General features: G+C 68.0%; 18 protein-coding genes and 1 tRNA gene. 10 read left to right on the forward strand and 9 right to left on the reverse strand.

All coding sequences use genetic code 11. The features are described from left to right. Positions 1-116: 116 nt before the first annotated feature. Positions 117-389, reverse strand: a complete 273-nt coding sequence (locus tag OIE74_RS18660) for a helix-turn-helix domain-containing protein (protein ID WP_329384915.1) — start codon at positions 387-389, stop codon at positions 117-119. 312 nt (positions 390-701) lie between these two features. Here OIE74_RS18660 and OIE74_RS18665 point away from each other — a divergent pair, with 312 nt between their 5' ends. Beyond that, complete coding sequence (locus tag OIE74_RS18665; protein ID WP_329384917.1) at positions 702-1,445, forward strand: hypothetical protein; 744 nt, start codon at positions 702-704, stop codon at positions 1,443-1,445. Next, positions 1,445-2,893: a hypothetical protein gene (locus tag OIE74_RS18670; RefSeq protein WP_329384919.1), complete on the forward strand. Its 1,449-nt coding sequence runs from the start codon at positions 1,445-1,447 to the stop codon at positions 2,891-2,893. Before OIE74_RS18665 ends, OIE74_RS18670 begins: the two co-directional genes overlap by 1 nt. 142 nt (positions 2,894-3,035) lie before the next feature. On the opposite strand, the gene OIE74_RS18675 is transcribed toward OIE74_RS18670, so the two are convergent. Continuing rightward, a tRNA-Leu gene (locus tag OIE74_RS18675) sits at positions 3,036-3,122 on the reverse strand. A 315-nt stretch (positions 3,123-3,437) separates the two neighbouring features. Here OIE74_RS18675 and OIE74_RS18680 point away from each other — a divergent pair. The 6 genes from OIE74_RS18680 to pknB all read left to right on the forward strand — a co-directional run bounded on the left by OIE74_RS18680 (position 3,438) and on the right by pknB (position 11,739). Then, entirely contained in the window at positions 3,438-4,295 is an 858-nt protein-coding gene (locus OIE74_RS18680) for a DUF3662 and FHA domain-containing protein (protein ID WP_329384920.1), read from the forward strand. Between the two features lie 10 nt (positions 4,296-4,305). Beyond that, on the forward strand, positions 4,306-4,821 hold the full coding sequence (locus OIE74_RS18685) for an FHA domain-containing protein FhaB/FipA (RefSeq protein ID WP_329384922.1): 516 nt from the start codon (positions 4,306-4,308) through the stop codon (positions 4,819-4,821). A 141-nt stretch (positions 4,822-4,962) separates the two neighbouring features. Then, on the forward strand, positions 4,963-6,477 hold the full coding sequence (locus tag OIE74_RS18690) for a Stp1/IreP family PP2C-type Ser/Thr phosphatase (protein WP_329384924.1): 1,515 nt from the start codon (positions 4,963-4,965) through the stop codon (positions 6,475-6,477). A 25-nt stretch (positions 6,478-6,502) separates the two neighbouring features. After that, positions 6,503-7,912 carry an FtsW/RodA/SpoVE family cell cycle protein gene (locus tag OIE74_RS18695; protein ID WP_329384926.1) on the forward strand — a complete coding sequence of 470 codons (1,410 nt, stop codon included), beginning with the start codon at positions 6,503-6,505 and terminating at the stop codon, positions 7,910-7,912. Then, positions 7,909-9,372 carry a peptidoglycan D,D-transpeptidase FtsI family protein gene (locus OIE74_RS18700; protein ID WP_329384928.1) on the forward strand — a complete coding sequence of 488 codons (1,464 nt, stop codon included), beginning with the start codon at positions 7,909-7,911 and terminating at the stop codon, positions 9,370-9,372. Before OIE74_RS18695 ends, OIE74_RS18700 begins: the two co-directional genes overlap by 4 nt. A 357-nt stretch (positions 9,373-9,729) precedes the next feature. Further along, positions 9,730-11,739, forward strand: coding sequence for a Stk1 family PASTA domain-containing Ser/Thr kinase (pknB, locus tag OIE74_RS18705; RefSeq protein ID WP_329384930.1), 2,010 nt, complete (start codon positions 9,730-9,732; stop codon positions 11,737-11,739). 120 nt (positions 11,740-11,859) lie between these two features. Here pknB and OIE74_RS18710 read toward each other — a convergent pair whose 3' ends face one another. The 5 genes from OIE74_RS18710 to OIE74_RS18730 all read right to left on the reverse strand — a co-directional run bounded on the left by OIE74_RS18710 (position 11,860) and on the right by OIE74_RS18730 (position 15,902). Next, positions 11,860-12,540 (reverse strand): class E sortase, encoded by a 681-nt coding sequence (locus OIE74_RS18710; RefSeq protein WP_329384932.1) that lies wholly within the window; start codon positions 12,538-12,540, stop codon positions 11,860-11,862. A 247-nt stretch (positions 12,541-12,787) separates the two neighbouring features. After that, complete coding sequence (locus OIE74_RS18715) at positions 12,788-14,161, reverse strand: class E sortase (protein WP_329384933.1); 1,374 nt, start codon at positions 14,159-14,161, stop codon at positions 12,788-12,790. Continuing rightward, positions 14,158-14,799 (reverse strand): aminodeoxychorismate/anthranilate synthase component II, encoded by a 642-nt coding sequence (locus OIE74_RS18720; RefSeq protein WP_329384935.1) that lies wholly within the window; start codon positions 14,797-14,799, stop codon positions 14,158-14,160. The genes OIE74_RS18715 and OIE74_RS18720 overlap by 4 nt, the downstream gene beginning before the upstream one ends. Then, the gene (locus tag OIE74_RS18725; RefSeq protein ID WP_329384937.1) at positions 14,796-14,969 is read right to left on the reverse strand and encodes a hypothetical protein; all 174 of its coding nucleotides are present in this window, start codon (positions 14,967-14,969) and stop codon (positions 14,796-14,798) included. Before OIE74_RS18725 ends, OIE74_RS18720 begins: the two co-directional genes overlap by 4 nt. Before the next feature lie 165 nt (positions 14,970-15,134). Next, complete coding sequence (locus OIE74_RS18730; protein WP_329384939.1) at positions 15,135-15,902, reverse strand: DUF881 domain-containing protein; 768 nt, start codon at positions 15,900-15,902, stop codon at positions 15,135-15,137. A gap of 141 nt (positions 15,903-16,043) precedes the next feature. On the opposite strand from OIE74_RS18730, the gene crgA reads away from it, so the two are divergent. Further along, positions 16,044-16,301 (forward strand): cell division protein CrgA, encoded by a 258-nt coding sequence (gene crgA / locus OIE74_RS18735; protein WP_329384941.1) that lies wholly within the window; start codon positions 16,044-16,046, stop codon positions 16,299-16,301. 307 nt (positions 16,302-16,608) lie between these two features. Here crgA and OIE74_RS18740 read toward each other — a convergent pair whose 3' ends face one another. Together OIE74_RS18740 and OIE74_RS18745 are read right to left on the reverse strand one after the other, a co-directional pair. Further along, complete coding sequence (locus OIE74_RS18740; protein ID WP_329384943.1) at positions 16,609-17,502, reverse strand: rhomboid family intramembrane serine protease; 894 nt, start codon at positions 17,500-17,502, stop codon at positions 16,609-16,611. A gap of 128 nt (positions 17,503-17,630) precedes the next feature. Further along, positions 17,631-18,158 carry a peptidylprolyl isomerase gene (locus OIE74_RS18745; protein WP_329384944.1) on the reverse strand — a complete coding sequence of 176 codons (528 nt, stop codon included), beginning with the start codon at positions 18,156-18,158 and terminating at the stop codon, positions 17,631-17,633. Positions 18,159-18,361: 203 nt separating this feature from the next. Between OIE74_RS18745 and OIE74_RS18750 the strand changes: the two genes are divergently transcribed. After that, complete coding sequence (locus OIE74_RS18750; protein WP_329384946.1) at positions 18,362-19,045, forward strand: DUF5324 family protein; 684 nt, start codon at positions 18,362-18,364, stop codon at positions 19,043-19,045. Positions 19,046-19,103: the final 58 nt, after the last annotated feature.

Consider the following 19,103-nt stretch of genomic DNA (forward strand, 5'->3'; position numbering starts at 1 on the left):
CACGACGAAAATGGTCCTGCCCTTCGCCCGAAGGGATGACCGCTTCTGTGTTCAATTTCGAACGACTCTTCCACCATCAGGGTTCACCGGCCGCCGGCTTGCCGTGGCGCCCGGACTCATACGTCCCGGCCCGGCCAGAGGTCACAACCCAGCGCTTTTTCCAGGTTGGCGATGGTCAGCAGATCAGGCCACGCCTCACCGGCGAGTGCCTTGGCGATCGTGAAGCGGGCGACGCCACTCATGCGCGAGAGATGAGCCACGGACCAGCCCCTCTCATCGAGAGCGGTCCTGAGCCTGACGGCCATGGCCTGGGCGACCCGAGCTCCGTGGTGCTCCTCCATGACGGCCTCAGGCCACACGCCGTCGGCGCAGTAAGCGCGCGGCGCCAAGCGGCGGGCATCTCCTTGAGGCATGAGGTGAAGTCTGACCCATCCGGTCCTCCCAAGTCGCACACAGTCGCCGCTACCGCTAGATGTTATTCGAATAACACCCCGCCTGCTGGGGTGTTCATCTGGCGGCATGTGATGACTCAACGGATCAACTCATATCGACCGGCCGGCTCACCCCCGGGGTGGGGCCGCGTCGGCGACGAGGTGCGCCGTGTGGTCCTGCTGGCGGACCCTCTCACTCCGTATCAGGCACGGGAACTACTCGGCGCACTGACCCAGTTGGCGCTCTTCTGCTCAGGCGAGGGTTTACCAGTGACTGCCGAGGTATGGCTGTCCCGAGAGGTCATCGAGCGCTTCATCGCCGTTGGCTGCCCACAGGTGACCGAAAGAACCCGAGGCAACTACCGCTCCCGACTTCTTCGATTGAGCGAAGTCGTCACCGGTGGCGTGTGCGCCACAGGCAAGGTTCCAAAGCTTTCTGGCTCCAGCCCTCACCGCCCGTACAGCCGCACGGAGCTCGCTGATCTATGGGGATGGGCGTCCGGTCAACCGACCGAGGAACTGCGCTGGGGGTGCAAGACGCTCATGGCCCTCGGCGCCGGCTGCGGCCTCGACTCTCCCGAAGTCATTCCACTCCGCGTTCACGACATTCGTCGGTCGAGCGGGACAGGCGGGCCAGTGGTCGCCTTCACTCGAGGACCGAGGAGCCGGGAAATCCTGTGCCGCCGCCCGTGGGAGGGCGTCCTGGCCGCAGCCGCCGACCGACTCGACACCCCCGGTGCCGCCAGCTATCTGTTCCGGCCAAGCTCGCATGGGAGAGGGACCAACACAGTCACCAACTTCCTCTGCCGCACGAAACCCAGCCAAGACGTTCCCCGTCTCGTCATGGGCCGACTCCGCTCCACCTGGCTGGTCGGCTTGTTCAACGACCGGGTCCCCATCACTGTCATCGTCGCGGCGGCGGGCGTCGACACTCTTCACGGCCTGTCTCGTATCCTGCCGTTTCTCGATCCCCTGCCTGCTGAACAGGCTGCCGCCTTGCTGCGAGGCGACTGATGATCAGCAGCGCCGACCCGAACGAGGTGCCGAAGGACCGTCACGAGCGGCTGCTCGCCATGCGGGCCGAACGCAGGCTCCTCTCCGACGCGGATGTTGCCGCCGCGGCCGAGGAAGTTGATCACAGCAACCTGGTCCCCCTTCTCCAGGAGTTCGTCCATCTCGACCGCGGGCGCCCCCGCAAGCTGTCTCTGCGCACACTCCTGATAGGGCTGCATCTGTGCACCCAGTTCAACGGCGGCCGGATCATCCTCGAAAGAGTCACAGACATCCTCCTCTTCGGGATCAGTCCGCAGGCCCGCGAGCATCTCAGCGTCCCCAACTACCCCGACCACGACCAGGGATTCGAAGCCGGATACGCAGTCGTACGACGCCTCTTCCACGCCATGCGCAAGGCGATAGACCCTTCACCCCTGCCCGCCAACAAGCGCCTCTCCCGTACCCAAGCCACAGAGCTGACAGCCTCGGCCGACCTCGAGGCCCTGGCTCTGCGCGAACAACGGCTCGCCCTCTTCACCGAGTTCGTCCTCGACGCATCGGTACGCCCGTTGAAAGACCTGCTCGCCGAAATGTCCGACGGTTCCCTGGCCGTCGACGCCACCCCCATCCGCGCTTTCGCCCGCGGCCGCAAAACCGGTGGTCCGGAGCTCGCGACAGACCCAGACGCAGGCTGGTACGTACGCGATGGCGACCACCGTGACCCCGACACGGCACTCGTCGCCGAGGCCATGCAACCGCCGAAGCAGCGACGCAAGAACGAACGGAGAGAGAAAAAGGGCAAGAAAACGTCGTTGAAGAAGAAGGCCAAGTACCTGTTCGGCTACGACGCGGCTCTGGCGGTCACCCGCGACGCCCGCTACGACCAGGTACTCCTCGACGACAACACCCCCAACCCGAACATCCTGCCCGCCCTGGTCCTCGGGGTCTCGCTCGACAAGCCAGGCCACCGCCCCGCGTACAACGGACTCAAGATCCTGCGGCGGCTCGGCGAACGAGGCTACAAACCGGGCTTCCTCGCCGGAGACCTCGCGTACAACAACTCCGAGCCCAACGACTGGCAGCTGCCCATCCGCGCGCTCGGCTACAAACCCGTCTACGACTACCGCGTGGACCAGCTCGGCAACCAAGCCGAGACGCACGGCGCGGTCATGGTCGAAGGCACCTGGTACTGCCCCTCCATGCCACAGCCCCTGATCGACGCAACCAAGGATCTCTACGCCGAGCGCATCGACCGCGAAACCTGGACCCGCCTCATCGAAGCGCGCAAGCCCTACCGCCTCATGCCCAAGGAGAACGAGGACCCGCAAGGACATCAGCGCGTGATGTGCCCGGCCGAGGCCGGCAAGGCGCAGTGCCCCATCAAGCCAAGATCAATGGGCCGCGGCATCCAGCTCCCACTCGTCGACCCCCAGCTGAAGAACACCCAAAAATCAAGGCCCGCTCTGTGACGTACGACACTGAGCGGGCTCCATGCTGCGTGGACAGCCCTCCGGCGCGCGGGCCAACGAGACCTTGGCCAGTCGACCAACGAGAAACGGGCCCCCGCCAGGACTTTCGTCACTGGTAGAGACCCGTTTCGTCGGTTTCTCCTGGTGCGCGAGGGGGGAGTTGAACCCCCACGCCCTTTCGGGCACTGGAACCTGAATCCAGCGCGTCTGCCTATTCCGCCACCCGCGCATTGGGTGTGCCGTCGAGCCTCTCACCTGCTGGTGTGATCGCCTGGCGACATCGAAAAGATTAGCACGCTGCACAGCGTGGAATCACATCCGTTTGTCCCGGCGACCCGGCCGGGGAACAAGCAACCTCAAGCGGCCTCCCCCCACTCCTCCGGAGTGCACCCCGCGTGCGGGACACTGTCCTGAGGCCGCCTCTACGATCCGTGTGAGAGGTGACACTCATCGACGGGGCAGACAAGGGGAACCAGCCGATTTCCCGACGCGTGGATACGATCAGTAAGCAGTACCAGGACGGCAACGACGGAGGAGGTGCCCCATGGGAGTCCTGAAACGGTTCGAGCAGCGACTCGAAGGTCTGGTCAACGGCACCTTCGCGAAGGTGTTCAAGTCCGAGGTCCAGCCTGTGGAGATCGCCGGCGCCCTTCAGCGTGAGTGCGACAACAACGCCACGATCTGGAACCGCGAGCGCACCGTCGTCCCCAACGACTTCATCGTGGAGCTGAGCGCGCCGGACTTCGAGCGCCTCAGCCCGTACTCGGGACAGCTCGGCGACGAACTCTCCGGGCTCGTCCGCGACTACGCGAAGCAGCAGCGCTACACCTTCATGGGCCCGATCAAGGTCCATCTGGAGAAGGCCGACGACCTCGACACCGGTCTGTACCGGGTGCGCAGCCGCACCCTCGCGTCGAGTACGTCACAGGGCCCCGAGGCCGGCCCGGGACCCGCCCCCGCGCGGGGCCCCGCGGCCCCGCCGGCCGCACCGCCCGGTGGCTACGGCTATCCGCCCTCGTCCCCGCCTCCCATGCCGTCGGCACCCCCGCCGGGCGCCGTACGCCCGGGACAGGCCGCGCAGGCGCCGTCGACACCGCCTCCCGGGACGATGCCGGGCGCCCAGGTCCGCCGGTGGATCGAGATCAACGGCAACCGCCACCAGATCTCGCGCCCCACGCTGGTGCTGGGCCGCAGCACCGACGCCGACGTGCGGATCGACGACCCCGGCGTCTCGCGCCGGCACTGCGAGATCCGGACCGGAACGCCCTCGACGATCCAGGATCTCGGGTCCACCAACGGCATCGTGGTAGACGGACAGCACACCACCCGCGCTACGCTCCGCGACGGCTCGCGGATCGTCGTGGGCCAGACCACCATCGTTTACCGGCAAGCCGAAGGGTGAAGCGGGGGCAATGTCAGAGCTGACCCTGACGGTCATGCGGCTAGGTTTCCTAGCCGTTCTGTGGCTGTTCGTGATTGTGGCCGTCCAGGTCATTCGGAGCGATCTGTTCGGCACACGTGTCACGCAGCGCGGCTCACGCCGCAACGCCGACGCACGGCCGCCGCAGGGCGCCGCCCGCCAGACCCCCGCGCCGCCCGCACAGCGGCAGCAGGGCGGCCGGCAGCGCCGGGGGGCGCCCACGAAGCTGGTCGTCTCCGAGGGGATCCTCACCGGTACCACGGTGGCCCTCCAGGGACAGACCATCACCCTGGGACGGGCGCACGACTCAACGATCGTGCTGGACGACGACTACGCGTCCAGCAGGCATGCCAGGATCTACCCGGACCGGGACGGTCAGTGGATCGTCGAGGATCTCGGGTCCACCAACGGCACGTATCTCGACCGGACCCGGCTCACCACCCCGACACCGATTCCGCCGGGCGCGCCGATCCGCATCGGCAAGACCGTCATCGAGCTGCGGAAGTAGTACGACAATGAGCGAGCGGAGCGAGCGAGCCGCGGCGGTCCTGACGTGGGACCGCGGCAGGCTCCCGACCGGAGGGTGGGCAGTGTGGCTCGAGACCGGCTGGCGCCACATTCGGCTGGCGAACCGACAGGAGAGGCGCGCATGAGTCTTTCTCTGCGCTTCGCCGCCGGGTCGCACAAAGGCATGATCCGGGAGGGGAACGAGGACTCCGGCTACGCCGGTCCCCGGCTCCTGGCCATCGCCGACGGCATGGGCGGCCAGGCCGCCGGCGAGGTCGCCTCGTCCGAGGTGATCTCCACGCTCGTGCAGCTCGACGACGACGTGCCGGGATCGGACATCCTCACCTCGCTCGGTACCGCGGTCCAGCGCGCCAACGACCAGCTGCGTGTGATGGTCGAGGAGGACCCCCAGCTGGAGGGCATGGGCACGACGCTCACCGCCCTCCTGTGGACGGGCCAGCGCCTCGGCCTCGTACACGTCGGTGACTCCCGCGCGTACCTCCTGCGCGACGGCGTCCTCACGCAGATCACCCAGGACCACACCTGGGTGCAGCGCCTCGTCGACGAGGGGCGTATCACGGAGGAAGAGGCCACCACCCACCCGCAGCGCTCCCTGCTGATGCGCGCGCTGGGCAGCGGCGACCATGTCGAGCCGGATCTCTCGATCCGTGAAGTCCGCGCGGGCGACCGCTACTTGATCTGCTCCGACGGCCTCTCCGGCGTTGTCTCGCACCAGACCATGGAAGAGACCCTGGCGAGCTACCAGGGCCCGCAGGAGACCATCCAGGACCTCATCCAGCTCGCTCTGCGCGGCGGCGGTCCCGACAACATCACCTGCATCGTCGCCGACGTCCTGGACGTCGAGTCCAACGACACCCTCGCCGGGCAGCTCAACGACACCCCGGTCGTCGTCGGCGCCGTCGCCGAGAACCAGCAGCTGCACGCCGCCGAGAGCGACCCGTCGATGCAGACGCCCGCCGGCCGCGCCGCCGGCCTGGGCCGTCCCGTACCGCAGCAGCACCAGCCGCCGGGGGGCTTCGGCCCGCCGGGCAGCGGAGACGGAGCCGGTTACGGCGGCATGCCGCCGGACGCCGGCTTCGGCGCGTACAACGACGACGACTTCGCCAAGCCGCGTTCCGCGGGCCGCAAGTGGTTCAAGCGCTCGTTCTTCACCGCGCTCGCGCTCGTGGTCGTCGGCGGCGGTCTGTACGGCGGCTACCGCTGGACCCAGACCCAGTACTACGTGGGTGCCAACGACGAGCACGTCGCGCTCTACCGGGGCATCAGCCAGGACCTGGCGTGGGTCAACCTGTCGAAGGTCGAAGAGAACTTCACCAAGGTCGAACTCAAGTACCTGCCGCCGTACCAGCGCAAGCAGGTCGAGGACACGATCGCCGAGGGCAGCAAGGCCTCCGCGCGCACCAAGATCGAGGATCTCTCCAAGCAGGCCGCCGCGTGCAAGAAGGACGAACAGCGCCGTGAGTCCGAGCGCGCGGCGAACGCGATCACCGGCGAGGGCGAGGCCGGCGGCACGACCGGTACGAAGCCGAAGGCCGGCACCAGCACCGACACCAAGCCGAACACAGCGACTCCCACTCCGGGCCCGAGCCTCTCGGAGGAGGAGCAGAAGCTGGCCTCGAACTGCGGTAAGCAGTAGCCGGCCGTAAGGGGCCTTCACCACCATGAGCGTTGTCACCAACACGACCACCATCGGCGCGATCGAAGCACCGAGCCGCCGCAACACCGAGCTCGCGATGCTCGCCTTCGCCGTCGTCATCCCCGTCTTCGCCTACCTGAACGTGGGCCTGGCGGTCAACGACGAAGTGCCCAGCGGAATGATCGGGTACGGCCTGGGCATCGGGCTGCTGGCCGGTATCGGCCATCTCGTGGTGCGTAAGTTCGCCCCGTACGCCGATCCGCTGCTGCTGCCGCTCGCGACGCTGCTCAACGGCCTCGGGCTCGTCCTCATCTGGAGGCTGGACCAGTCGCCGCGGCTGATCGACCGCGCCAACCGCATCTTCGGTTCGTTCACCCCGGACGCCCCCAAGCAGCTGCTGTACTCGGCGATCGGCATCGCGCTCTTCGTCGCCGTGCTGCTGCTCCTCAAAGACCACCGCATCCTTCAGCGCTACACCTACATCTCGATGGCGGTGGCGCTGGTCCTGCTGATCCTGCCGGTCTTCTTCCCGGCGGTGAACGGCGCGAAGATCTGGGTCAGCATCGGCCCCTTCAACGTCCAGCCCGGCGAGTTCGCGAAGATCATCATCGCGATCTTCTTCTCCGGCTATCTCATGGTGAAGCGCGACGCCCTCGCGCTCGCCAGCCGCCGGGTGATGGGCCTCTACCTGCCGCGCGGCCGTGACCTCGGCCCGATCCTCGCGGTCTGGGCCATGTCGATCCTGATCCTGGTCTTCGAAACCGACCTCGGTACCTCGCTGCTCTTCTTCGGTCTCTTCGTGATCATGCTGTACGTCGCCACGGAGCGGACCAGCTGGATCGTCTTCGGTCTGGTGATGTCGGCCGCGGGCGCTGTCGGTGTCGCCACGTTCGAGCCGCACGTCCAGCAGCGCGTCGAGTTCTGGCTCAACCCCTTCGCCGAGTCCACCTGGGAGCAGAGCGACCAGATCGGCCAGGCGCTGATGTCCTTCGGCGCCGGCGGCACGCTCGGCACCGGGCTCGGCCAGGGCAACTCCGACCTGATCGGCTTCGCGGCCAACTCCGACTTCATCCTCTCCACCGTCGGCGAGGAGTTCGGCCTGGCCGGCATGATGGCGTTCCTGCTGATCTACGGCCTGATCGTGGAACGTGGCGTACGCACCGCGCTCGCCGCCCGCGACCCCTTCGGCAAGCTCCTGGCGATCGGCCTCTCCGGCGCCTTCGCCATCCAGGTCTTCGTCGTCGCAGGCGGCGTCATGGGCCTCATCCCGCTGACCGGTATGACGATGCCGTTCGTCGCGGCCGGTGGTTCGTCGGTGATCGCCAACTGGGCGCTGATCGGCATCCTCATCCGGATCAGCGACACCGCGCGCCGCCCCGCCCCGGCTCCCGCACCCTCACCCGACGCCGAGATGACCCAGGTGGTCCGACCGTGAACAAGCCCCTGCGCCGCATCGCGATCTTCTGCGGACTGCTCGTGCTGGCGCTGCTGGTGCGTACCAACTGGCTCCAGTACATCGAGGCCGACGAACTCAACACCCATGAGAAGAACCGCCGCGTACTCATCGAGCGGTACGCGAAGGAGCGCGGCAACATCGTCGTGGACGGCAAGCCGATAACCGGCTCCGCCAAGACGAAGGACACCGACTTCAAGTACAAGCGGACCTATCTCGACGGCCCGATGTGGGCGCCGGTCACCGGATACGCCTCGCAGGCGTTCGGTGCCACGCAGATCGAGAGCATCGAGGACGGCATCCTCACCGGCAACGACGACCAGCTCTTCTTCGACCGCACGATGGCGATGTTCACCGGCGACGAGGAGAAGGGCGGCAACGTCGTCACGACCCTCAACGGCGCCGCCCAGAAGGCCGCTTTCGAAGGTCTCGGTAAGAAGAAGGGCGCTGTCGCCGCCATCGAACCGGGCACCGGCAAGATCCTCGCGCTGGCGTCCACCCCCTCGTACGACCCCTCGACGTTCGCCGGCAACTCCCTCGACTCGGACACCCCGGCGTGGGAGAAGCTCAAGGACGATCCCGACAAGCCGCTGCTGAACCGCGCGCTGCGCGAGACGTATCCGCCCGGCTCCACCTTCAAGGTCCTCACGGCCGCCGCCGCCCTGGAGCACGGTGTCGTCGACGACATCGACGCGAAGACCGAGTCCCCGCTCCCATGGATCATGCCGGGGACGACGACGCCTCTGGAGAACGAGGGCAACATCCCCTGCAAGAACGCGACGCTCAGGGAAGCGCTGCGGGTCTCCTGCAACACCGTCTTCGGCAAGCTCGGCTTCAACGTCGGCAAGGAGAACATGCTGGAGACCGCGAAGAAATTCGGCTTCAACGAAGAACAGTTCGTTCCGGTCCGCGCCAACGCCTCGATCTTCCCCGAGGAATTGAACGATTCGCAGACCGCGCTCTCCTCCATCGGGCAGTTCGACACCCGTACCACCCCGCTCCAGATGGCCATGGTCGTCTCCGCCATCGCCAACGACGGCAAGCTGATGAAGCCGTACATGATCGACCAGCTCGAAGCCCCGAACCTGGACGTCATCAAGAAGACCGAGCCCGAGGAGATGGGCCAGCCCGTCAGCCAGGAGCACGCGCAGATGCTCCAGGAGATGATGGAGACGGTGGTCAACGAGGGCACCGGTACGAACGCCAAGATCCCCGACGTCACGGTCGGCGGAAAGACCGGCACCGCGCAGCACGGCGAGAACAACAGCAAGAACCCGTACGCCTGGTTCATCTCCTACGCCAAGGGCGAGAACGGGTCGCCGGTGGCGGTCGCCGTCGTGGTCGAGGACAGCGACGCGGTCCGCGACGACATCTCCGGTGGCGGTCTCGCCGCCCCGATCGCCAAGGACGTCATGAAGGCCGTGATCGACAGCAAGAAGTAGTCAGGACATTCCGTAATGGCCCGGACAGTTGTCGAAGCTGTCCGGGCCATTGTCGGACCCGGCGGGGAACCGCCGGCGGAAACCGGAGAAGTTTCCCTCTACACCGAACTCGGCTGGAGGTGACGGCGGAATGCCGGCGGAATCGGAATTCGGACGGCAATGTCCCACCGGTGACTTACCTCACCGCCGAGGCCAGGTGCGTTAACGACCGATATGTGGCCATTCAAGTACCAGTCCTGTATCAGCTACCAGGGACGGTCGGACCGGATGCGGCGTGCCCGGTAGCGTATGCGCGAACAGCACACCGCCGGACCGCACACCGGTGCGGTCGGGACAGACGGAGAGGGCTGGAACAGTATGGAAGAGCCGCGTCGCCTCGGCGGCCGGTACGAGCTGGGCTCGGTGCTCGGCCGTGGTGGCATGGCCGAGGTGTACCTCGCGCACGACACCCGGCTCGGCCGCACCGTCGCTGTGAAGACGCTGCGGGCCGACCTCGCCCGCGACCCGTCCTTCCAAGCCCGGTTCCGCCGAGAGGCCCAGTCGGCCGCCTCGCTCAACCACCCCGCGATCGTCGCTGTCTACGACACGGGTGAGGACTACGTCGACGGGGTGTCCATCCCGTACATCGTGATGGAGTACGTCGACGGGTCCACTCTGCGCGAGCTGCTGCACTCCGGACGCAGACTTCTGCCCGAGCGCACGCTGGAGATGACCGTAGGGATCCTCCAGGCGCTGGAGTACTCGCACCGGGCCCAGATCGTCCACCGCGACATCAAGCCGGCCAACGTCATGCTGACGCGCACCGGCCAGGTCAAGGTCATGGACTTCGGCATCGCCCGCGCCATGGGCGACTCCGGCATGACGATGACCCAGACCTCCGCGGTCATCGGCACCGCGCAGTACCTCTCCCCCGAGCAGGCCAAGGGCGAGCAGGTCGACGCGCGCTCCGACCTGTACTCCACCGGCTGTCTGCTCTACGAGCTGCTGACCGTGCGCCCGCCCTTCATCGGTGACTCACCGGTCGCCGTGGCGTACCAGCACGTACGGGAGGAGCCGCAGCCGCCGAGCAACTTCGACCCCGAGATCACGCCCGAGATGGACGCGATCGTGCTGAAGGCCCTCGTCAAGGACCCGGACTACCGGTACCAGTCCGCCGACGAGATGCGCGCCGACATCGAGGCCTGCCTCGACGGCCAGCCCGTCGCGGCGACGGCGGCGATGGGCTCGGTCAGTTACGCGGGCGGCTACGGCGGCTCCGACGACCAGCCCACCACGGCCCTGCGCACCGCCCCGCCCGGCGGCGGCCAGACGTCGATGATGCCGCCGGTCAACCCCGACGACGGCGGTTACGGCAACTACGACGACCGTCCCGACCGGCGCCGGCAGAAGAAGTCCAACACCTCGACGATCCTGCTGATCCTCGCCGGCGTCCTGGTGCTCGCGGGCGCCATCCTGATCGGCAAGGCGGTCTTCGGCGGCGACAACAGCGGCTCCCAGCAGGTCACCGTGCCGCAGCTCGTGGGGGAGACGCTGGAGGAGGCGAAGGGGCTGGCGAGCAACGCGTCGGTCGAAGTCGCCCAGTCCGGGACGGACCGGTGCGACCAGCCCAAGGGCGCAATCTGCTCCCAGCAGCCGGCGTCCGGCCAGAAGATGGAGCAGGGCGACACCATCCAGGTCGTCGTCTCCGAGGGCGCGCCGAAGGTCCAGGTGCCCGACGTCGCCGACGAGACCGTCGAGGACGCCACCAAGACCCTTCAGGAAGCCGACTTCAAGGTCGAGACCAAGCAGGTCGAGAGCGACCAGGACCCCGGCACCGTCGTCAGCCAGAAGCCGTCCGGCGGCTCGGAGGCGGAGAAGGGCGCGACGGTCACGCTCTCCGTCGCCAAGCAGGCGCAGGTCCAGGTGCCACCGGTCACGGACCAGGCGTTCGACGCGGCGAAGAGCCAGCTCGAAACGCTCGGCTTCACGGTCGCGCGTACCGACGTGGACTCCGAGAAGCCCGCGAACACGGTCGTCGGCCAGAGCCCGGAGGGCAACACCAAGGCGCCCAAGGGCAGTCAGGTCACGCTCCAGGTCTCGAAGGGGCCGCAGCAGCCGGAGAAGGTGCAGATCCCCGGCGACCTCGCGGGCAAGACTGTCGCCGAGGCGAAGGCCCAGCTGGAGGCTCTCGGCCTGGCCGTCGCACTGGCGCCGAACTCGCCGGACGACCCCAACGCACGGGTGGTCGCGACCAACCCGGGCGGCAACCAGCCGGTCGACAAGGGCAGCACGGTGACGCTGTTCGTGGCACCGACGGGCGGCAACAACGGAGGCGGCGACAACGGAGGCGGAGGATTCATCGGCGGTCAAGGTGGATTCGGCGGCTGAGGCCGTCCCCTCCTAAGGAGGTGAAGAAGCCCCGGCATCCTCTTGAGGATGCCGGGGCTTCTTCGTGTTCCCGGTGACCCGGTGCCCGCTGCGGTGGCTCAGCGGTGGTTCAGCGGTGGTTCAGCGCAGTTCGTCCGGCTTCGTGCGGTCCGCGTCGACCTTCTCCGTGCGCTCCAGCTCGGCCCAGACGATGTAGCGGTAGTCGGACGTGTAGATGGGCGTGCACGTCGTGAGCGTCAGATAGCGGCCGGGCTTCTTCTTGCCCGACTCCTTGGGGACCGGCCCCAGCACGTCCACGTTGTACTTGGAGGTCTGCGGGAGGTCCTTGAAGACCTTGTAGACGTACCAGGTGTCCTTCGTCTCGAAGACGATCACGTCACCGGTCTTGAGCTTGTGGATGTTGTGGAACTTCGCGCCGTGCCCGTCGCGGTGCGCGGCCAGCGAGAAGTTCCCCTCCTTGGCTGAGGGCAGCGCGGACTTGACCGGGTCGGTGTAGTAGCCGGCGACGCCGTTGTTGAGGGACTTGAGGTCGGTGCCCTTCTTTACGAGGACCTCGCCGTTCTTCATCGCGGGCACGTGCAGGAAGCCGATCCCGTTCTTGACGTCGAGGGCACCGGGGCCGCCGCGCCCTTCGGCCCAGTGATCGCGTACCTCGTTGCCCTGTTTCGTGGCCTCGCGGTCGGCGAGCACGTTCGTCCACCACAGCGAGTAGACGACGAAGAGACCGAGCACCAGGCCCGCGGTGATGAGGAGTTCACCGAAGACGCTGACGACGGAGGCGGTACGGCTCCGGGGACGCACCCGGGGCGCGGGCGGAACGGGCTCGGGCTCCGAAGGCCCGGCCGCGGGCTCCGACGCCGCGGGCTCCGATGCCGCCGGCTCCGGCTCAGAAGGCCCAAGCTCCGGATCGGCCACCCCAGTTGTCGCGGATGTATCGATTTTCCCGGCCTCTTCGGGTGTGCTCGCGTCCCCGCCGTCGTGCTCTCTCGCCGCTGCCACAGCACCCGTCCCCTGGTCCCTGTCTCCGTCGCGATCCGGCCGGCCGGGTTCAGCCGACGAGAGCGTCAGGCTTTCCCTTACCGCGTGGCCGTTCCTCAACCATCTTGCCCCACACGATCATTCGATACGTACTGGTGAATTCCGGCGTGCAGGTCGTCAACGTGATGTATCGCCCCGGCTCCGCGAACCCGGAGCCGGGCGGCACCGGGCCGATGACGCCCACGTTCGACGGCGCGGTCTGCGGGAGGATGCTCGCCATGTCGTACGTGTAGTACGCGTCCTGCGTCTCCACGATGATCTTGTCGCCGGGCTCCAGGCGGTTGATGTAACGGAACGGCTCACCATGGGTGTTGCGGTGTCCCGCGACCGCGAAGTTCCCCTGCTTGTCGGAGGGCATGGCCGTCTTGAGCCTGCCCTCCGAGTAGTGGCCGACCATGCCCCGGTCCAGGACCTTCGCCTTGTCGATGCCCTCGGCGATCGGCACGACCACGTCCAGCTTGGGGATGTGCATGATCGCGAAACCCTGGCCGGGCTCGAAGACCCCGGGCTGACGGCCCTTCGCCCAGCCGTCCTGGATCTTGTCCGTCTGCTTGCCCGCGTACAGATCGGCCTGGATGTTCGTCCACCACAGCTGGTACGTCACGAACAGCAGCATCAGGACACCGAGGCTGATGAAGATCTCGCCGACCGCGCGGCTGAGAATCACCCCCGGGCTGTCCTTGAGAGCGCGGGCGGCACGCCGCGCCTCGACGCGGGAGAGCGGCCTGCCGGACGCTGAGGCCCCCGGGAGCCCCGCGGGGCTCCCGGCGCCCCCCGGGCGCCTGTGGCCGCCTCCACGGCCGCCCTTGGCCGCCTTACGCCGCTCGGCGCGGCCCCCGGTGGCGGATTCGGACCGCACCGGCGGGTCCTGGCCGGATTCGGAGACGGTGGGCAGGAGCGCCGTGGCTTCCCCGGCGACCTCGGCCGCCTCCGTACGGAGGCCGGTGGCCGGGTCGCCCTGGACAGGAACGTACGGCGCACCGGGATCGGGCTCCGGTACGGAAGGGGGCATCGGTCCCGGCTCCGGTACGGGAGCGGGCGCCGGCACCTGTGGGGGAATGGGCACCGCCACCGGTTCCGGCGCGACCTGCGACGCCCAGTCCTGCCCGTACCCGGCGGGCGCCTCCGTCGCGTACGGATACGGCCCGTACCCCGACCACTCCCGCTCCGCCGGCGGCTGCCCCGATATCCCGTCCCCCGCCGCCCAGGGACCGGCGGGCGGCGCGGCGGGCGGCGGCACGGGAGCCTGCCCGGGAAGCGGATCGTTCAGCGGATCCGCGAGTCCGTCCACCGCCGCCTCGAACGCGGCGGCTTCCTCGTACGGTTCACGCTGCCCGTACGAGGCGCCGTATCCCGCGTCGTGCTCGGGGCGGAGTGCGGTCACGCGACCGCCTTGCCCACCACCGGCGCCAGGCCCGCCGACCGGCCTACGGCGCCCGGATCACCGCACTGCGCGAGCCAGTTGGCCAGCATCAGATGGCCGTGCTCGGTCAGTACGGACTCGGGGTGGAACTGCACGCCCTCGACGGGCAGTTCACGGTGGCGCACGCCCATGATGATGCCGTCGGCCGTACGCGCGGTGACCTCCAGCTCGTCCGGCAGGTCTGCGGGCTCGGCCGCGAGCGAGTGGTAGCGGGTGGCCGTGAAGGGCGAGGGCAGCCCGGCGAACACGCCCTTGCCCTCGTGCGTGACCAGCGAGGTCTTGCCGTGCAGCAGTTCGGGGGCGCGGCCGACCACGCCGCCGTACGCCACCGCCATCGACTGCATGCCGAGGCAGACCCCGAAGACGGGAACACCGGTGGCCGCGCAGTGGCGCACCATGTCGACGCAGACACCGGCCTGTTCGGGCGCGCCGGGACCGGGGGAGAGCATCACCCCGTCGAAGCCGTCCTGGGCGTGCGCCGTGGACACCTCGTCGTTGCGCAGCACTTCGCACTCCGCGCCGAGCTGGTACAGGTACTGGACGATGTTGAAGACGAAGCTGTCGTAGTTGTCCACGACCAGGACGCGGGCGCCGCTCATGTCCTGCCTCCCGCGCCGGTCACCGTCGCGTCCCCGAACGGGAGGATCGGCTCCGCCCAGGGGAAGACGTACTGGAACAGCACAAAGACGACCGCCAGCGCCAGCACGAGCGCGACGACCGCACGCACCCACACGTTGCCCGGCAGATGCCGCCAGATCCAGCCGTACATGCTGTCCCTTCCGTTCCGTACCCGTTCCCCGCCCCGCGCCGCCGCAACGGCGTGCGCGAACCAGACTAAGGGGCCGGGGGGTCACGTGGGCGGCGCATGGGCCAGGTGTGCCGTGGGCCTCTTTCTTCTGGAGGAGGGCCGGGCGGACCGAACCGCTCCGCCCGGCTACTTCACGGGCTCCGCGTAGTGGAGATCCACCGCGCCCGTGTAGCCGGGGAGCGTCGTCCCGCCGTGCTCGTCGACCTTCCAGCCGAGCCCGTACGCCTGTACGTACAGCTGGTAGTTCTGGATCGCGGGCGAATCGTCCAGCGCCTTCCGCAGCCTGCCCTGGTCCCCCACGGCCGTGATCTTGTACGGGGGTGAGTAGACCCGGCCCTGGAGGATCAGGGTGTTGCCGACGCAGCGCACCGCGCTGGTGGAGATCAGCCGCTGGTCCATGACCTGGATCCCGCGCGCGCCGCCCTGCCAGAGGGCGTTGACGACGGCCTGGAGATCCTGCTGGTGGATGACGAGGTCGTTGGGCTGCGGTTCGGGGTAGCCCGGATTGGCCGTGGCGTCCGGCGGGGCGTCGTCCAGGGTGACGGTGAGGGCCCGGCCCGAGACCTTCTTGGTCCCCGCCGCGTCCTCCAGTTCACGCAGTTCGGCGTCCTCCGCCTTCGTGGAGCCGTCGTCGCGGTTGGCGAGCCTGTCGACGTCCTTCCGTACGGCCCCGGTCGACTCCTCCAGCTCGCCGTTCTTGTCGCTGCGCTCCTGGATCAGGTCCGAGAGCTTGAGCAGGGAGTCGTCCGTACGGAGGTTGGTGCCCTTCGCCGTGTTGAAGCTCGTGACGAAGATGAGGCCCGCGAGGGCGAAGACACCCGCCGTGAGCAGCCGGACCGGCCGCCAGACCCTTCGGCGGACCGGCCCTTCGGGGGAGTCGGCAGAATTGCTCAACGTACCCTTATCTCCTTAGGCGCCACGGAAGCACTACGCTAACGGACGCCCGGGGGAGCCAGTGTTCCCCCTGCTCCTCACCCCGGCACACCGTTTCAGTTACCTGCGCGGTCACGCAGCGCATCGACAGGAGAGTCCCTCGTGCCGAAGTCACGTATCCGCAAGAAGGCCGATTTCACTCCGCCCCCCGCGGCGAAGCAGTCGACCACGATAAACCTGTCCAACCGGAGCTGGGTGGCGCCGGTCATGCTCGCCCTGTTCCTCATCGGGCTGGCCTGGATCGTCGTCTTCTATGTGACCGAGGGATCGCTGCCGATCGACGCCTTCGGCAACTGGAACATCGTGGTCGGCTTCGGTTTCATCGCCGCCGGCTTCGGTGTCTCCACGCAGTGGAAGTAGCGACGGCCGCCGGCGTCAAGCTCTGCCCAGAGACTTATCCACAGTGCTGTCCACAGCCGGGGGAAAAGGTCTGACGATCTGTGGATAACTCCACGGCAGGTTGACGCCGGTGTGACCGGCTCACCCGCTTCGGCCGATGTGATGAAGCGTCTCGCCCCTTGTCCCTGCTGGGAAAACCCAGATCAGCGACAAGGGGCACTGATGTTCCCCACAGAATGCACAAGATCCGACACACGCTGTGGACAACTGTGTGCTTCAGGGTCTCCGACGGCCCTCGGGGCCGCGGGATCCCGGGCTCCCCAGGGGCTCAGGTGAGCTGAGTCGTTCTGATCACGATGACCGCCACGGTCGCGAGCAGCACCACCGCGCAGGTGCCCCACTGGACCAGCGCCCTGTGCTCACGCGGCGCGTGCACGAAGCCCACCGCGATCGCCGTGCCCGCGACCAGACCGCCGAGGTGCGCCTCCCAGGCGATCCCGGACCAGGTGAACGTGAAGAGCAGGTTCAGCGCGAGCAGCGCGAGGACCGGCCTCATGTCGTAGTTCATCCGGCGCATCAGAACGGCCGTGGCGCCGAGGAGACCGAAGATGGCACCCGAGGCACCGAGCGACGGCTGGTTCGGCGCGGCGATCAGATAGGTCAGGGCGCTGCCGGCCAGACCGGAGATCAGATACAGCGCGACGAAGCGCACGCGTCCGAGCGCGGCCTCCAGCGGGCCGCCGAGCCACCACAGCCCCAGCATGTTGAACGCGATGTGCCACACGGCCTGGTGCAGGAACATCGCCGTGAACAGCCGGTACCACTGCCCGTCCGCGACACCGACGATCTCGCCGATCTCCGGGTTGAAGGCGTGCCCGATGAGATCCAGCTCACCGACGACGCGCTGTTCGGCGGCGAGGACGGCGACGAAGACCGCGAGGTTCAGCCCCAGCAGGATCTTCGTGATCAGCCGGGGGTCGGCCGAGATGGTGCCGCCGGTGATCGTGCGCGGGCGGGTGGAGGTCGGGGACATGCCCGATCCGTTCCCCTCCCGTACGCAGTTCGGACACTGGAATCCGACGGAGGCGCTGATCATGCAGTCCGTGCAGATGGGGCGCTCGCAGCGGGTACAGCGGATGCCCGTCTCACGGTCCGGGTGCCGGTAACAGTGGGGTGTCGCGTCGGCGGCGGGCCGCTCCTGGCCCCCGGGCTGCTGGTCCATCTGTCCCCTCGGTACTCGTTGCGGCGGAAGGGCGCACAGCACACCGCCCTCCCCGTCCGGTATGTAACCACTACGGACGGGCAGGGCGGGAGGTTCCCCGAACGGGAATCCGAGACCTGGGACGGGTCTCAGCGGGACTCGACGAGAACCGACTCGATCCGGACTTCTTCCACCGGGCGGTCGGTGCGCGGGTTGGTCTTGGTGGCTCCGATGGAGTCCACGACCTTCTTGCTCGCCTCGTCGGTGACCTCACCGAAGATGGTGTGCTTGCGGGTCAGCCACGCGGTGGGGGCGAGGGTGACGAAGAACTGCGAGCCGTTGGTGCCCGGTCCCGCGTTCGCCATGGCCAGGAGGTAGGGCCTGTCGAAGGAGAGGTCCGGGTGGAACTCGTCCTCGAACTCGTAGCCCGGTCCGCCGGTGCCGTTGCCCAGGGGGTCCCCGCCCTGGATCATGAAACCGCTGATGACCCGGTGGAAGACGGTGCCGTCGTACAGCTGGTCACTGGACTTCTTACCGGTCGCCGGGTTGGTCCATTCACGCTCGCCCTTGGCGAGCTCCACAAAGTTCTTGACCGTCTTCGGCGCGTGGTTCGGCAGGAGCCGGATCTCGATATCGCCGTGGTTGGTCTTCAGGGTGGCGTAAAGCTGCTCGGCCACGATCTGCCTTCCGTGAGTCTGCTCTGACCCTGTCGATCCTCGCACGGACGGTGGTCGCGCCGCCCGCCCCCACCCGGATGCCCGCACCGCATGCCGGTCCGGCGGGCGGCAGGCATGATTTCGAGCTGGATGGACAGGCGGAACTTTGTCCAAATAACGGGGGAAACCCCAAGCCCCTGACCGCCACCGAGGAGGAGGATCCTGTGACCCGCATGGACAGCGTGCGCGCCGCTACCGATTCGGCGAGGGAGAGCGTGCTGCACGCCGCGGAAGCGGTGGCGCCCTACGCCGACACGGCCAAGGAACAGGCCGCGTTGTACGCCGAAGAGGCCCGCGTCCGGCTCGCACCCAAGGTGTCGAAAGCCGCGAAGCAGGCTCGTGTTCAGTACGGCGTGTATGTGGCGCCGCGTGTGCCGCCGAACCTCGACATGGCCGCACAGCGTGCCGCCGCGCGGACGCGCAAGGCGGCGCGTCAGGCAGCCGGCTACACGGTGCCGCGCGTCGAGCACGCGGTCTCCGTCGCACAGCCGGTGGCCGGGGAGGCGGCGGCACGTTCCGCTGCCGCCATCGCCGCGCTGCGCGGTCAGATCACGGTGAAGGAGGTCCAGAAGCTTGTGAGGAAGCATGAGCGGCGGGCCAGGTGCGGACGGCTCGCCAAGGGCCTGGTGGTCCTCGGTGTGCTGACCGGTGGCGCTGTCGCCGCGTGGAAGTGGTGGGACAAGCAGGCGAATCCCGACTGGTTGGTGGAGCCGCCCGCCGCTACCGAGGTCTCCGCGCACAACTCGTCGCTGTCGTCCGTCGACGGCAGCCAGGGTGCGCTGGACCCGGAGGTACAGGCGAAGCAGGCCAAGAACAAAGGGGCGAAGGATCGCGACGACCGCAAGTGAGTGACGGGCGGCCGGTGATCCGCGGGGTGGTGATCGGTAAGGCGGTGGTTCTGGTGTC

The sequence above is a fragment of the Streptomyces sp. NBC_01716 genome, from assembly GCF_036248275.1.
Classification (GTDB): domain Bacteria; phylum Actinomycetota; class Actinomycetes; order Streptomycetales; family Streptomycetaceae; genus Streptomyces.

Bases quoted from the DNA above. Each gene is read 5' to 3' on its own strand.
- OIE74_RS18670 (WP_329384919.1), top strand. From the start codon at position 1,445: ATGATCAGCAGCGCCGACCCGAACGAGGTGCCGAAGGACCGTCACGAG.
- OIE74_RS18680 (WP_329384920.1), top strand. From the start codon at position 3,438: ATGGGAGTCCTGAAACGGTTCGAGCAGCGACTCGAAGGTCTGGTCAAC.
- OIE74_RS18685 (WP_329384922.1), top strand. From the start codon at position 4,306: ATGTCAGAGCTGACCCTGACGGTCATGCGGCTAGGTTTCCTAGCCGTT.
- OIE74_RS18690 (WP_329384924.1), top strand. From the start codon at position 4,963: ATGAGTCTTTCTCTGCGCTTCGCCGCCGGGTCGCACAAAGGCATGATC.
- OIE74_RS18695 (WP_329384926.1), top strand. From the start codon at position 6,503: ATGAGCGTTGTCACCAACACGACCACCATCGGCGCGATCGAAGCACCG.
- pknB (WP_329384930.1), top strand. From the start codon at position 9,730: ATGGAAGAGCCGCGTCGCCTCGGCGGCCGGTACGAGCTGGGCTCGGTG.
- OIE74_RS18720 (WP_329384935.1), bottom strand. From the start codon at position 14,799: ATGAGCGGCGCCCGCGTCCTGGTCGTGGACAACTACGACAGCTTCGTC.
- OIE74_RS18725 (WP_329384937.1), bottom strand. From the start codon at position 14,969: ATGTACGGCTGGATCTGGCGGCATCTGCCGGGCAACGTGTGGGTGCGT.
- OIE74_RS18740 (WP_329384943.1), bottom strand. From the start codon at position 17,502: ATGGACCAGCAGCCCGGGGGCCAGGAGCGGCCCGCCGCCGACGCGACA.